We start from the raw sequence: 14989 nt of genomic DNA on the forward strand, positions 1-14989 counted from the left end.
GGGCTTAACTCAATTTTAAAAAGAATCTAGTGATTATTTTTCACCTTTTTCCATTTTCGCTTTTAATTCAGCTAACGCATCGATATCTCCTAAAGTAGATTTTTCAACATTGTTTGATGAAGAAACATTAACCTCAGCAGCTTTAACCGCTTTTTCTTCTTCTTCACGGAAGATTGCTGTATGAGAAGCTACTACTCTTTTGAATTCTTTATTAAATTCAATCACTTTAAAGTCAGCAACATCACCTTTTTTCAATTTCTTACCGTCTTCTTTTTCTAAATGACGAGTTGGAATAAATGCCACAACATCATCTCCGAAATCTACAGTTGCACCTTTATCAACGATTTCACCAATAGTACCATTATGAACAGTACCAACTGCGAAAGCATCTTCGTGCTTATCCCAAGGATTTTCTGTAGTTTGTTTATGACCTAAAGACAACTTACGACCATCTACATCTAATTCTAACACCACAACTTCCATGTTGTCTCCAACATTTACAAATTCAGATGGATGTTTGATTTTCTTAGTCCAAGATAAATCAGAAATATACACTAAACCATCAATACCTTCTTCTAATTCTACGAAGATACCAAAGTTAGTAAAGTTTCTAACAATACCTGTATGTCTTGAACCTACTGGATATTTAGCTGTGATATCTGTCCAAGGATCTTGCGTTAATTGCTTAATACCTAAAGACATTTTTCTTTCCTCTCTATCTAAAGTTAAAACAACCGCTTCAACCTCATCTCCAATTTTCATGAAATCTTGAGCAGAACGTAAATGAGTTGACCAAGACATTTCAGAAACGTGGATTAAACCTTCAACACCTTCTGCTACTTCGATGAAAGCACCATAATCAGCTAAAACAACTACTTTACCTTTTACTTTATCGCCAATCGCTAAATCACCGCTTAAAGCATCCCATGGATGAGCATTTAATTGTTTTAAACCTAATTGGATTCTTGTTTTCTCATCATCGAAATCAAGAATTACAACGTTTAATTTTTGATCTAATTCAAGAACTTCACTTGGGTGATTAATTCTAGACCAAGAAAGATCTGTAATATGGATTAATCCATCCACACCACCTAAGTCAATAAACACACCGTAAGAAGTAATGTTTTTAACCACACCTTCTAAAACTTGTCCTTTTTCTAATTGACCAATAATTTCTTTCTTTTGTTCTTCAATATCAGCCTCAATAAGTGCTTTATGAGAAACTACTACGTTTTTGAATTCGTGGTTGATTTTCACAACTTTAAATTCCATAGTTTTGTTTACATACTGATCGTAATCTCTAATTGGTTTAACATCAATTTGAGAACCTGGTAAGAAAGCTTCAATACCGAATACATCAACGATCATTCCCCCTTTAGTTCTACATTTTACGAAACCATTAACGATTTCTCCAGACTCATGAGCAGCAATAACTCTATCCCAAGCTTTGATTGTACGTGCTTTTCTGTGAGATAATACTAATTGCCCAGTTCTATCTTCACGAATATCGATAAGTACTTCTACTTTATCACCAACTTTTAAGTTAGGATTGTAACGAAATTCGTTTAAAGAAATAACACCTTCAGATTTAGCATTGATATCAACGATAGCGTCTCTATCTGTAATTCTAACAACAATTCCGTTTACAACTTCTTCATCTTTTGTATCAATGAATGTTTTAGATACTAAATCTTCAAATTCTTGTAAGTTTTTCTCATCTACTACATCAATACCTTCTTCGTAATTGTGCCAGTTAAAATTCGCTAAAAACTCTTCTTGTGTTTTATTAATTTCAGACATATGCTGATTAAAAAATTTGTATGCTGTGTTCTTATAGAGTTTCTTATACAGATTAAAAAACAACAACAGTGTTTATATAAATAATTGATACCTAATGGAAACTCTATTCTGCCAAAAGGTGCGCAAAATTACAAATAATTTATTAATTACCAAATATTTATAAACAGAAAAGAAGGCTAAAACAATGAGTACAAAGAAAATAATTGTCCTAATTCGTATATTTACATAAAAAAAATAAAAAAACCGTTAGAATATAATTACAAAACACTATACTTTTTCTTTAATCAAATTCATCACCAACTCAAATTGCTCTTTTTTAGACAATGCTGAATTATTAATTTCAATAGCTCCTTCTGCTTTTACTAATGGAGAATCTTCTCTATGTGTATCGATATAGTCACGTTGTTGCACATTTTCCAACACCTCATCATAGGTAACATTTTGACCTTTCTCTACTAGTTCATCAAAACGTCTTCTAGCTCTAGTTTCTGCAGATGCATTCATAAAAATTTTCAATTCAGCATCAGGAAAAACTACCGTACCAATATCTCTTCCATCCATAACAATTCCTTTATCAACACCCATAGCTTGTTGTTGTTCTACCAATTTTGATCGCACTTCAGAAATTTCAGCAATTTTACTTACATTTCGAGACACTTCTATGGTTCGTATTGGCAATTCAATGTTTTCACCGTTTAAATACATCTCTGCAAATCCTAAATTTGGATTGAACTGAAATTGTAATTTTATATTTGGCAACTGTTCAATCAAAGCTTCTTTATTTAAAGAACTTTCAGAAACATAACCGTTTTGCATTGCAAAATAAGTCACTGCCCTATACATTGCCCCTGTATCTACATATACATACCCTAATGTTGCCGCTAATTCTTTTGCTAACGTACTTTTACCTGTTGACGAAAAACCGTCTATTGCTATTGTAATTTTTTTCAATGTAATCTATTTTCTTATGCTATTTTCTTATTCTAAATCTATAGACAAGCCAAACAAATTTGTACTTGCCGCCAATGTGTATCGAGAATAAGAATAATCAAATTTAATTTTTCCAAAACGCAAACCAAACCCAGCAGAGATTCCTGCAAATGTTCTTTGATCTACAATACTTAATTCTTGTCCTCTTCTAAAATTATAACCTAAACGAATATTAAAGCCTTTTTCTGGAAACAATTCTGCACCCAAAATAACATGCCTTAACGCATTGTTGAAAAAAGACACTTTTTCTTCATTTGTTTGACCATCTAATGTGCTTTCGGCTCTATTAGGATTTGAGAAAGCGATATTCCATTGTTGCAAATTTTCCAATGTAATGTGCCATCTTACCGGAACATTTTCAACCAATTGAGAAATCCCAGCATCTATAGACAAAGGTAATTTTTCTCGAACATCTTGATAAGGTGTAATTTGAAAACCTAAATTACGAACCGTAAATCCATAATTGATATCATTCTTTTCATCAACGTATAAAAACCCTAAATCAACAGCAGTTCCCCATGAATTATAAGACTCTAAAGTAGATGAAATTAATTTCACATTAGCGCCAACATACATATTTGTCCAAGGCACATTGTAGGCATAACCTATCGATAACGCCGCTTCACTTCCAGTAAAATCTGAAGTTAAATTTCCAACTTCATCTCTCCCTTCAAAAGTTCCATAATTAACATAACTGATTCCTGCATGAAAAGTCTGCACATGCCTATCCCAAGTATATGCATAGGCAGCAGTACCATAAGAAACCTCACCATAATAACTACCATAATTAGTAGATAATCGCTTATGCATCTCTGAATTAATCGTAGCCGGATTATAAAAAGCTTGATTTACATCATAATCTACAACCGTTACCGTCTTTCCTCCTAAAGCAGCTTGCCTAGGAGACTGCGCTAAATTCAAAAACTGATACACATATTTACCTCCAATTTGCGCTTGGCAAAAAGCAAGAGAAAACACAAACACTACTAGTAATCTTACTTTCATTCTTATTTTTAAATTACCAACCTGTAATTAATATTTTTTTCGCTGATTTCTCACTACATTTTTGATATTTAGCATAAGCTTTTGCGGCTGCATTTACAATTTCATTTCCTCCATTTCCGTTACAATATCCATTTATCGCATCATGCATAGAATAGGCCTCAGGACACATTAAGCCAGTTGTCCAAACTAACGGATTTGCCTTAGACTCTTTAATAAATGGAGAGAAAAACATTTTACTATAACACGCTAATATAATACAATCTCTTTTTTTATCATCAAAATTTCTAATTTCTTCTTCAATTTCAAAATCCATCAAGCCGTCATGACCTATATATCCTAATAAATTCGAATTACCATTTATTCCTATAACATTATTACTCACCACCAATGTATCTTTTATTTGACCTGAGCAACTTTTTAAAAAATCTACAGTACATTCCTTAATATACTTTCCATTATAAGCATCGGCAACTAAATAATCTTCTTTAGAAACATGTTTAAAAACTAATCTTTCCATTTTAACACTATCTATTTGAGAAGACCTAAGAAGTTTCCAATCCTTACTTTTCTTAAAATAAGTTTTCACTCCATAACCACAACCCCAATACAAATTATTTTTAGGATCTTGTCCGTTTCCAATAGCCTTAGGAACTGGCACAATTCCTTGATATTTATTATCGCACAAAGCTACTAAAATATGAATAACTTTTCTTTTTTTATTATCAAACTCATTATCCTTCTTAACAAAAGCATTATCAGAATCTAACAAAACATTAACGAATGTTTTTTCCTGAATCAACACCCCCTTGTCGTTTTCTTTACAAGATAAGAAAAGTAACACTAAAAAGACCCAATAACATTTCATACACACCTTTACCAAACAATAACGCAATAATAATTTTAAAAGTATGCAAACATAAAAAAACCTAAGCAATTTACTGCTTAGGTTCTATGTTTGATATTTTTTTTATTCACTCAGTTTTTTTGCACTCTTTACTTTTTGATCTGTAACAGCAATTTCGATCACTTCACTCATTTTATCAACGTAGTGAAATGTAAGCCCTTTTAAATATTCGGGTTTAATTTCATCGATGTCTCTTTTATTTTCGTTGCAAAGAATAATTTCTTTAATATTTGCTCTTTTTGCAGCTAATATTTTCTCTTTAATTCCTCCAACAGGCAATACTTTTCCTCTCAACGTAATCTCTCCAGTCATAGCAATACTTTTTTTCACTTTCCTTTGTGTAAAAGTAGAAATCATAGAGGTCAACATTGCAATTCCCGCACTAGGTCCGTCTTTTGGAGTAGCACCTTCAGGAACATGAATATGAATATTATTTCCAGTAAGAACTTCATTTGGAATACCCAAAGCTTCATTATTAGATTTAATATATTCCAAGGCTATAGTTACCGACTCTTTCATTACAGTACCTAAATTTCCTGTCATTGTCATTGTTCCTTTTCCTTTTGAGATTGAAGATTCTATAAAAAGAATATCTCCCCCAACAGATGTCCAAGCTAAACCTGTAACTACTCCTGCTGTGTCATTGTTTTCATATTTATCTCTCTCTAACCTTGGAGACTTTAATACCTCTAAAATATCCTCATCTGTCAACACCTTATTATACTCTTCTTCCATCGCTATTGACTTTGCTGCATTACGCACCATTTGAGCAATTTTCTTATCCAAACCACGAACACCCGATTCTCTAGTATAACCAATTACAATCTTCTCTAATTGCTTTTTGCCAATTTGTAAATCATCTGGTGTTAAACCATGCTCTTTCAACTGCTTTGGCAAAAGGTGTTTTTTGGCAATTTCAACTTTTTCTTCGATAGTATAACCTGACATGTTAATGATTTCCATTCTATCTTTTAATGCAGGCTGAATGGTTGACAAACTGTTAGAAGTAGCAATAAACATTATTTTAGACAAATCATACCCTAATTCTAGGAAATTATCGTGAAATTCAGAATTCTGTTCTGGATCCAAAACCTCTAACAAAGCAGAAGACGGGTCTCCATTATGACTAGTCGAGAGTTTATCAATTTCATCCAGAACAAAAACAGGGTTAGATGTTTTTGCTTTTTTTATACTCTGAATAATTCGCCCAGGCATAGCTCCAATATAGGTTTTTCTATGCCCACGAATCTCAGATTCATCACGCATTCCTCCTAAAGAAATGCGCACATATTCTCTTCCTAATGCTTCAGCAACCGATTTACCGATTGATGTTTTTCCTACTCCAGGAGGACCATACAAGCATAAAATTGGAGATTTCATATCATTTCTTAGCTTTAAAACTGCCAAATGCTCTATGATTCTCTTTTTAACATCTTCTAACCCAAAATGATCTCTATCTAATATTTTTTGAGCTCTTTTTAAATCAAAATTATCTTTTGAAAATTCATTCCAAGGCAAATCTAAAAAAAGCTCTAAGTAATTTCTTTGAATACCAAAATCTGGTGAATTCGGATTAGAACGCTGTAACTTTGAAAGTTCTTTTTGAAAATGCTCTCCTACTTTTTCATTCCATTTCTTAGCTTTAGCTTTCTCTCTCATTTCATCAATTTCTGCTTCATGAGAAACACCACCCAATTCTTCTTGAATAGTTTTCATTTGTTGATGCAAGAAATATTCTCGTTGTTGCTGATCTAAATCAAAACGAACCTTAGACTGAATATCATTTTTTAACTCTAACTTTTGCAATTCAAGATTCATGTAGCGAAGCGTTTCCAATGCACGAGTCTTTAAATCATTGATAGAAAGCAATTCTTGTTTTTCATCAACAGAAAGATTCATGTTTGAAGAAACAAAATTGATTAAAAAAGGGTTACTTTCAATATTTTTAATTGCAAAAGTGGCTTCCGTTGGAATATTTGGGCTCTCTCTAATGATTTGGATAGCCAAATCTTTTATAGACTCTATAATTGCATTAAATTCTACATCTTCTTTTCCCGGACGAACCTCACTAACTTCTTTAATTGTAGCTTTTAAATAAGGGTCTTCTTGCGTAAAAACATCTACTTCAAATCTTTTCTTTCCTTGAAGAATAACCGTAGTATTTCCATCTGGCATTTTTAAAACCCTGATAATACGGGCTACAGTTCCAATATGATGCACATCATTAGGCGAAGGCTCTTCTACACTTTCATCTTTTTGCGCTACAACACCAATAACTTTGCCACTAGCATTTGCATCATTTATTAACTTAATAGACTTATCTCTACCAGCAGTAATTGGAATAACTACACCAGGAAACAAAACAGTATTCCTTAGTGACAGAATAGGTAAATCATTTGGTAAAACTTCATTATTCATTTCTTCCTCGTCTTCAGGTGTTAACAAAGGAATTAATTCAGCATCTGAGTTAATGTCTTGTAGTGACAAGTTGTCAAATGTTATTATTTTTTGATCTGGCATAACTTTTAAAGGGTCATTTTGTCATTATTTATATTTCTTATCAGGTTTGCTAAACTTCAAAAACAGCAACAAACAATTGAATATCAATACAAATAACTGAATTATACTAATTATAAGCAGATTATAAAAACAAGATTTATGCCATAAAAAATCCCGAACAAAAAAATTCGGGATTTTACTATATTTTCAATGATTACATTTTTAAAACAATGTATAATCTACCAAAATAGAAGTAAAAGTAGTTCCTCCTGACAAAGTTATTGATTTAATTATACCAACATTTTTCGCAAACCAATATTCAGTAACCGCTGTTGTACTAGGCGCACCAGCCATACTTGCAATTTGGGTAATTTTAACTTTAATCACATCACTATAAACTTCTCCATTGACAGTTGCAGAAACATTTTTTTCTAAAATTTCTCCAGAATAATTAGTAGTTATAGTAATTGCAGGTATGCCAGCATAAGTTGTAGTTTGAGAATAAGTACCATTCCAAGTACTTCCAGCTGGTATATTATCTTTCAAAACAATATACTCATATCCTGTTTGAGTACCGTTTAATCCACCTGCACTCACATTAATATCATCTGTCTTAAGCTTATATAGTCCAGAATCCTTATTCAAACTAATTGTTGCAGTACCTGAAGAACTTGATCCAGAACCAGACACAGGAGCAAACTTATAATAAGTTTTTCCACTAATTACCACCGTACTACTCATTTTCATTACAGGTTGAGCCACACCATCTCTTTGAAAATGCCATTCATTATTAATTGCTGCTGGCCAATAATCACCAGACACTGTTCCGTTACCTCCCGAAGAATCAACTCCATTATCAATCTGACTAGACAATGAAGCATCAATCGGCTCAACATTACAAGAATTTAATATCAAAAGAGTAAATAAACTGACAAAGGCATAAATTAGATTTTTCTTTTTCATTTGATTTTTTTTAATTATTTTCAAAAATAACATTTTATTTTATTCCTTAGGCACTTTTGTAAGTAAAAAGACACCTATAACAAAAAAGACAGCTAAAAAAACGATTGCATTTCGCATTGAACCAGAAAACTGATCAATTGTTGCAAAAATTCCCATTCCAATTACTATTCCGATTTTTTCAGCCACATCATAAAAACTAAAATAAGAAGTTGTATCTTCTGTCTTTGGTAAAAACTTTGAATAGGTTGAACGAGATAACGATTGAATTCCCCCCATTACCAAACCAACAAATCCAGCTGTCACATAAAAATGAATAGGTTCCGTAACAAAAAATGCAAAAACACAGATAATTGCCCAGATTACATTTATTACCAACAAAGTTTTTACATTACCATATATAGTAGCAAAAACAGACGTTAAATATGCCCCAAAAATAGCTACTACTTGAATCATTAAAATACTTATAATTAATCCCATAGTTTTTTGACTATCTGAAGCCCAATTAATTTCTTGTTCCCCAAAATAGGTAGCAACTAACATCACTGTTTGAACTGCCATACTATAAACAAAGAAAGCGAATAAATAACGCTCTAATTTATCATTATTAAACAATTCATTCTTAACCTTTATTAACTCTTTAAAACCATTAAATATAATTTCTTTGGTCACTTTTCTTTTCGAACTATTCCCTTTTGGCAAATAATAAAAAGTATATTGACTAAATAGCAACCACCAGACACCTGTTAAGACAAATGAAAACCTCATTCCATCTAATGCTTCTTGCCCTTCTTTTCCTAAAATAAAAACAAACAAACATATCAACAATAACAAAACACTACCAAAATATCCTAAAGAATACCCCCTAGCACTAAGATTATCCTGTTGATCTTCATAAGCAATATCTGGTAAATAGGAATTATAAAAAACAATACTCCCCCAAAAACCAATTAATCCAAAGTAAAAACATAATATACCAAAATAAATATTTTCTGGAGAGAACCAATACAAACCAATACAAGAGAAAGCTCCTAAATAGCAAAAAAACTGCATGAACCTTTTTTTATTACCAACATAATCGGCAATTCCAGACAACAAAGGAGATAAAAAGGCAACTGTTAGAAATGCAAAAGCAGTCACATAACTAATTAACGAAGTTGGCTTAAAAAATATACCACAAAATTCTAAATCTGGACCATTTTTTGGATATAAAAAACCAAAATACAATGGAAAAATAGAGGAAGAAATCACTAATGAATATACTGAATTAGACCAATCATAAAACGCCCAAGCATTTAACAATTTACCACTTCCTTTTTGTAATGTTCTAACCATAATTATTAAATTAAAAAGTCCTGCTTAGCAGGACTTCGAATATACATATTATATTTATTATTTAAAAGTAACCCCAAATTTTGCAGCTTCTGCTTTTGCTTGAGGTATTAAAGCTGTTAAATCTTTAATTCTAGTTTCATTACTTGGGTGTGTGCTTAAAATTTCTGGTGGAGCTTGCCCCGTTGACAACTCCGACATTCTTTCCCAAACTTTCACTGCATTAATTGGATCATAACCTGCAATCGCCATTAAAGTTAACCCAATCATATCTGCCTCACTCTCATGACTTCTACTAAAAGGCAACATCCCGCCAACTTGAGAACCAACTCCATAAGCTTGCATCACTAAAGCCTGAGTTTGAGGGTCTTTATTACCAACAGCAACTTGTGCTCCAACTGCCCCAAGTTGTTGCAATAATCCAGCACTCATTCTTTGTTGACCATGATTAGCTAATGCATGAGCAACTTCATGCCCCATTACAGATGCTATTCCAGCATCATCCTTACAAACAGGCAAAATCCCTGTATAGAAAACAATTTTTCCGCCTGGCATGCACCATGCATTCAACTCTTTACTTTCCACTAAGTTATATTCCCAAGAATATCCTTCTAAATAATCCGATTTACCATTTGCATTCAACCATCTTTCCGCTGCTGTTTTAATTTTCATCCCAATTGTTTCAATTCTTTTCGCGTCTTTTGTTCCCTTTAAAACTTTATTCTCAGAAAGGAACTGATCGTATTGTTGGAATGCAGAAGGAAAAATTTGGCTATTTGGCACTAATGCCATAGTAGATTTTCCTGTAAAAGGGTTTTTTGCACATGACAACATTAAAGCAAAAAACAATACTAGAACAATTTTTATTTTACTAATCATTTTTTTCAAGTGTTTTATACAAAGTTAATACATTTAAAAACCATACCAAATATTAGTCCAAAAATATTTTTTTTAAGATAAATTTAATATTATTTCAATACTATTAATGGTAATTTCGCAATAAAAAAATGTCAAAAAGACAAAAAAACATATCAAGCAAAGACATTCCCACATCAATACTCTTTATTGCATGTGTATTACAAAAAACTTCCACCAGACTAACTGTTAGGTTTGCTAAATTCTTGTTTACAAAACCCATCAAATACAAGATTCCTAAAAGAGAGTTTGAAATGGAAAAGAATACCAAGCAAGAACTAATTAACATTCCTGCAATAGATAAAAAAATCATGGTATATCATTATGGTGAAAGCAAGAAGAAAGTTCTACTAGTCCATGGTTGGTCTGGAAGAGGCACACAGTTAGTTAAAATTGCCGACAAAATGCTAAGTCTTGGTTATTCTACAATAAGCTTTGATGCTCCTGCGCATGGAAAATCGCCAGGAAAATCAACATTAATGATTGAATTTATTGAAAGTATATTAGAATTAGAAAAACAACATGGCCCTTTTGAATACGTGATTGGACATTCTTTAGGAAGCATGTCTATCTTAAACGCTATAAAAAAAGGTTTAAATGTAAAAAAAGCAGTATTGATTGGCAGTGGAGATAGTGTTAATGATATCGTCTTTGATTTTGTATCAAAATTAAAACTAAAACCATTAATCGCTTCAAAAATGAGAAGTTCGTTTGAAAAAAAATTCAACGTCTCTATGGAGAGCTATTCTTCATATGTGGCCGCAAAAGATGTTAGCATACCAACCCTACTTATTCATGACAGAGACGATGAAGACGTTCCCTTCACAGCATCTGAAAACATCCATAGAAACTTAACCAATTGTAACATCTATCTAACCAATAAGCTAGGACATAGAAAAATACTTGGTGACGACAAAGTAATTAAAACAATAGAAAATTTTATAAAAAAATAAGACTACCAGAAAAAAAGCAACCTTATTGAATTGAACTTATTTCAGTTGCTATAAAACTATTTTTTAGACTTTATAGGCTATAAAATAAATCGAATTTCAGAGGTTTTATTCTTTCAGATAGTCTTACTAAATTATCTTTTTAAAGTAAAAAACTATTTCCCTAACATACTATTTTTAAGATCTTTATCGGCTGGTTTATTTGATAACCAAATACCGAATAATGCCTTTTTAAAATCCAAACCATCTATTACACCTTTTTTAGTGCCATTCTTGTAAACAACCACTCCAGATCCTGGTACATGGGCAATTAAAAAAGAATCACCTTTATTAAATTTATCCTTAAAAAAAGATTTAAATTGATCTATTTTACTTTTCAAAGGTGCCGTATTCCCACCTGTAGAGTTTTGAAACCCTTCATCTACTGCATTTATCATCTTCTCAGAAGTAATCATTCCCGATACTATATCTAATTTAATCACAGCAGCATCACTACTATTCACAATTTCCACAGCATTGGAACTCTTTTTCGGAAGATATAAAGAGCCAACATATAAATCTATCCAGAATTTTTCTCTAATTCCTGCACCATTCAATGTTAAACTTTTTCCTTCAACCGTTATAGAAGCGTCTAACTTAACACCTGAAACTGTTTTTTGAGCTTGCGTAGAAACTACAACTGTAAAAAAGGCAAATAAAAATGTAAAAAATCTTTTTTTCATGTTTTTGGTTAATTATTTATTATTAAAATTCAGCAATTCATCACTAATTATCCAACATTGCTCGCTTTAATTTTTCATCTGCAGGTTTAATACACAACCAAACACCGAACAATGCTTTTTTAAACTCCATTCCTTCAATTGTTCCTTTTTTTACACCGTTTTTAAAAAGTGTAATTCCAGATTTAGGATTATAAACAATCATAAACTCATCTTTTTCTTTAATTTCATCTCTAAAGACCGTTAAAAACTTATCCATTTTAGTTTTTATTGGAGCAATATTTCCGTTGGTCGCATTAACAAAACCTTCTTCCATTAATTCTACCATTTTAGCCGAAGAAACTAAACTAGACACAACATTAATTTTTATAATTGCTGGTTCTTCACTTTTAATTATTTCATCTGCATTAGTGCTTTTTTTCGGCAAATACAATGAAGCAACATACAAATCAATCCACATTTTCTCTTTAACACCTGCTCCATTTAAAACAAGTTTGTTTCCATCAAAAGAAAGAGTTTCATACACACTTACACCAGATATTTTATCTTGCGCAAAAGATACATTCAATTGTAGTATCAGAAATGTTAATAGTAGGTAAAGTTTTTTCATAATTTTAAAATATTGTATTTTTTTGTTAAATATATAAATTTTTTCTTTTTAATTTGTTAATTGCAGCATTTAATTCGAACCCTAATAAAAGAACCATACAATTAATCCATATATAGAACATCAGTACAAGAAGCGTGCCAATTGATCCATACAGCTCATTATATCTTGCAAATTTTTCAACGTAAATACCAAATATATAAGATGTTAACACTATAAGTAACGTTGTAAAAACTGCCCCATAACTAATAAATGACACATTCTTGGTTTCGCTTGCGCCAAATTTGTACAAAATTGAAGTAGTTATTAGTATCATTAAAATAACGAATAAATAACGTCCCCATTCAATCAAATACACGTCATTACTAATAAACCCCTGACTCTTAATTTTTTGAATAATTACTTCAAATATAACTATAGACGCAACAGTAATTATTAAAATAAACGACAAAGTTATAGATATTACTAAAGCAATTACATATTGTTTAAAAAAATTTCTTGTGACCGTTATGTGCTTAGACATTTCAAAACCTCCCAAAATAGCATTAACTCCATTTGTCATCAAAAAAATTGACAAAATAAATCCAGATGACAAAAGACTTTTGTAACTAGTATTCATAATATCTTTCAAAATAAGTTCAATGGCGTCATAGGTATTCGGAGGAACTCCTTTTTCTACAAAGAACAAGAAATCACTTTGAAAATTTTCAATTGGAATATACGGAATTAAATTTAAAATAAATAATGCAAAAGGGAATAATGCCATAAAAAAACTAAAAGCAACTGCACTCGCTCTATATGAAAAGGCTCCTTTTACAATTCCTAAAAAATATAATTCAATAATGTCATAAAGACTTAAGCCTTGAGAAGAAACAAAAGTAACCTTCTTTGCAAAGCCAACTAATTGCTTTACTACAGGAATTTTACTCAACTTATTTTCTATAGCTTCTGACATTAAAGCGCTTTTAAACTTAAATCCATATTATAAACAGAATGTGTTAATGCCCCAGATGAAATATAATTCACACCACATTCTGCATATTCTCTTATCGTTTTTTCGTTGATATTTCCAGAAGATTCAGTCAAACATTTATCTCCAATTAACGAGACAGCTTCTCTCGTCATTTCATAATTAAAATTATCTAATAAAATCCTATAGACACCCTCCGAGTTTAAAATTTCTTTTACTTCTTCAATATTTCTAGCTTCTACTATTATTTTTAAATCTCTATTTGTATCTTTTAAATATTTTTTAGTTTTTTCAATAGCTTTCGTTATTCCTCCAGCAAAATCAATATGATTATCTTTCAACATTATCATGTCATAAAGTGCAAAACGATGATTTTCACCACCTCCAATTTTCACAGCCCATTTCTCTAGCGCTCTTAATCCTGGTGTTGTTTTCCTAGTGTCTAAAATTTTAGTTGATGTCCCCTCTAGCAAATTAACAAAAAAACGTGTTTTTGTTGCAATAGCACTCATCCTTTGCATTGCATTTAACACTAATCGTTCAGCTTTTAAAATAGCCTGAGAACTTCCTGAAACATGAAAGACAACATCTCCATATTTCACTTCATCTCCATCATTAATAAAAGTTTCAATTTGCATTAAAGGTTCAACTTGAGCAAATACTTTTTTTGCAAATTCAACTCCTGCAATTATACCTTCATCTTTTACTAATAATTTTGCCTTCCCAATGGCATCACCTGGAATACAAGCTAGAGAGCTATGGTCGCCATCTCCAACATCTTCGCGTAATGCATTAACTATTATTATATCCAACTCGTTTTGAAATTGTGCTTCTGAAATCATTATATAAAAATTTGCTTGCTAAATTATGAATTCGAATTAACAAACTCAATTCTTTTAATAAAAAATCCCGCTAAAGCGGGATTCAATATTATTTTTATTTATTGTATACCGATTCTTTTTTAAAGTGCTTTGTTAACAAATAATAAAAAACTGCTCTATATTTATTTCTATTTGATTTTCCGTATTGCTCAATGACAGCATTAATAGCAGCATCTAGTTCTGGCCCATCATTTAATCCTAATTTTTTAATTAAAAAATTATTTTTAACAGTAGCTAATTCTTTTGGGTCTGTTCCAGATACAGTTGATGAATCTGCATTATAAATTGAAGGACCGCAACCAATGGTTACTTTGGTCAATAAATCCATATCTGCAGTAACACCACATTTATCTTTCAAATCCGATGCATACTTTGTAATTAATTCGTCTCTTTTACTCATAATCATGTTGTTTTAAATGTTAAAATAATTTGTTTTATAATGTATATAAAACGCACT

General features: G+C 31.4%; 14 protein-coding genes. 1 reads left to right on the forward strand and 13 read right to left on the reverse strand.

From position 1 onward, the window contains the following. Nucleotides 1-33: 33 nt before the first annotated feature. From rpsA to ACZ49Z_RS02475, 8 genes are all read right to left on the reverse strand, one after another. Nucleotides 34-1800 (reverse strand): 30S ribosomal protein S1, encoded by a 1767-nt coding sequence (rpsA, locus tag ACZ49Z_RS02440; protein ID WP_464306608.1) that lies wholly within the window; start codon nucleotides 1798-1800, stop codon nucleotides 34-36. Between the two features lie 267 nt (nucleotides 1801-2067). Continuing rightward, a complete protein-coding gene (gene cmk / locus ACZ49Z_RS02445; protein WP_464306609.1) occupies nucleotides 2068-2751 on the reverse strand; it encodes a (d)CMP kinase in 684 nt (227 codons plus the stop codon). Between the two features lie 27 nt (nucleotides 2752-2778). Beyond that, the gene (gene porQ, locus ACZ49Z_RS02450; protein WP_464306610.1) at nucleotides 2779-3795 is read right to left on the reverse strand and encodes a type IX secretion system protein PorQ; all 1017 of its coding nucleotides are present in this window, start codon (nucleotides 3793-3795) and stop codon (nucleotides 2779-2781) included. Nucleotides 3796-3808: 13 nt separating this feature from the next. Further along, nucleotides 3809-4660, reverse strand: coding sequence for a hypothetical protein (locus ACZ49Z_RS02455; protein WP_464306611.1), 852 nt, complete (start codon nucleotides 4658-4660; stop codon nucleotides 3809-3811). A gap of 102 nt (nucleotides 4661-4762) precedes the next feature. After that, complete coding sequence (gene lon, locus ACZ49Z_RS02460) at nucleotides 4763-7219, reverse strand: endopeptidase La (protein ID WP_464306612.1); 2457 nt, start codon at nucleotides 7217-7219, stop codon at nucleotides 4763-4765. Nucleotides 7220-7420: 201 nt separating this feature from the next. Then, complete coding sequence (locus tag ACZ49Z_RS02465; RefSeq protein WP_464306613.1) at nucleotides 7421-8161, reverse strand: hypothetical protein; 741 nt, start codon at nucleotides 8159-8161, stop codon at nucleotides 7421-7423. 39 nt (nucleotides 8162-8200) lie between these two features. Beyond that, entirely contained in the window at nucleotides 8201-9493 is a 1293-nt protein-coding gene (locus tag ACZ49Z_RS02470) for an MFS transporter (RefSeq protein WP_464306614.1), read from the reverse strand. A 57-nt stretch (nucleotides 9494-9550) separates the two neighbouring features. Further along, the gene (locus tag ACZ49Z_RS02475; RefSeq protein ID WP_464306615.1) at nucleotides 9551-10369 is read right to left on the reverse strand and encodes a M48 family metallopeptidase; all 819 of its coding nucleotides are present in this window, start codon (nucleotides 10367-10369) and stop codon (nucleotides 9551-9553) included. Between the two features lie 290 nt (nucleotides 10370-10659). Here ACZ49Z_RS02475 and ACZ49Z_RS02480 point away from each other — a divergent pair, with 290 nt between their 5' ends. Continuing rightward, nucleotides 10660-11358, forward strand: coding sequence for an alpha/beta fold hydrolase (locus ACZ49Z_RS02480; protein WP_464306616.1), 699 nt, complete (start codon nucleotides 10660-10662; stop codon nucleotides 11356-11358). A 152-nt stretch (nucleotides 11359-11510) separates the two neighbouring features. Here the strand turns inward: ACZ49Z_RS02480 and ACZ49Z_RS02485 are convergent, their stop codons facing one another. The 5 genes from ACZ49Z_RS02485 to ACZ49Z_RS02505 form a co-directional block, all read right to left on the reverse strand. Next, entirely contained in the window at nucleotides 11511-12077 is a 567-nt protein-coding gene (locus tag ACZ49Z_RS02485) for a chalcone isomerase family protein (protein ID WP_464306617.1), read from the reverse strand. A gap of 43 nt (nucleotides 12078-12120) precedes the next feature. Then, nucleotides 12121-12684 carry a chalcone isomerase family protein gene (locus ACZ49Z_RS02490; RefSeq protein ID WP_464306618.1) on the reverse strand — a complete coding sequence of 188 codons (564 nt, stop codon included), beginning with the start codon at nucleotides 12682-12684 and terminating at the stop codon, nucleotides 12121-12123. Between the two features lie 25 nt (nucleotides 12685-12709). Beyond that, on the reverse strand, nucleotides 12710-13636 hold the full coding sequence (locus ACZ49Z_RS02495) for a YihY/virulence factor BrkB family protein (RefSeq protein WP_464306619.1): 927 nt from the start codon (nucleotides 13634-13636) through the stop codon (nucleotides 12710-12712). Then, a complete protein-coding gene (nadC, locus tag ACZ49Z_RS02500; RefSeq protein WP_464306620.1) occupies nucleotides 13636-14493 on the reverse strand; it encodes a carboxylating nicotinate-nucleotide diphosphorylase in 858 nt (285 codons plus the stop codon). Before nadC ends, ACZ49Z_RS02495 begins: the two co-directional genes overlap by 1 nt. 94 nt (nucleotides 14494-14587) lie before the next feature. Continuing rightward, complete coding sequence (locus ACZ49Z_RS02505; protein WP_464306621.1) at nucleotides 14588-14932, reverse strand: DUF2853 family protein; 345 nt, start codon at nucleotides 14930-14932, stop codon at nucleotides 14588-14590. Between the last annotated feature and the right edge of the window lie 57 nt (nucleotides 14933-14989).

Source organism: Flavobacterium sp. KY-23415 (assembly GCF_055384985.1).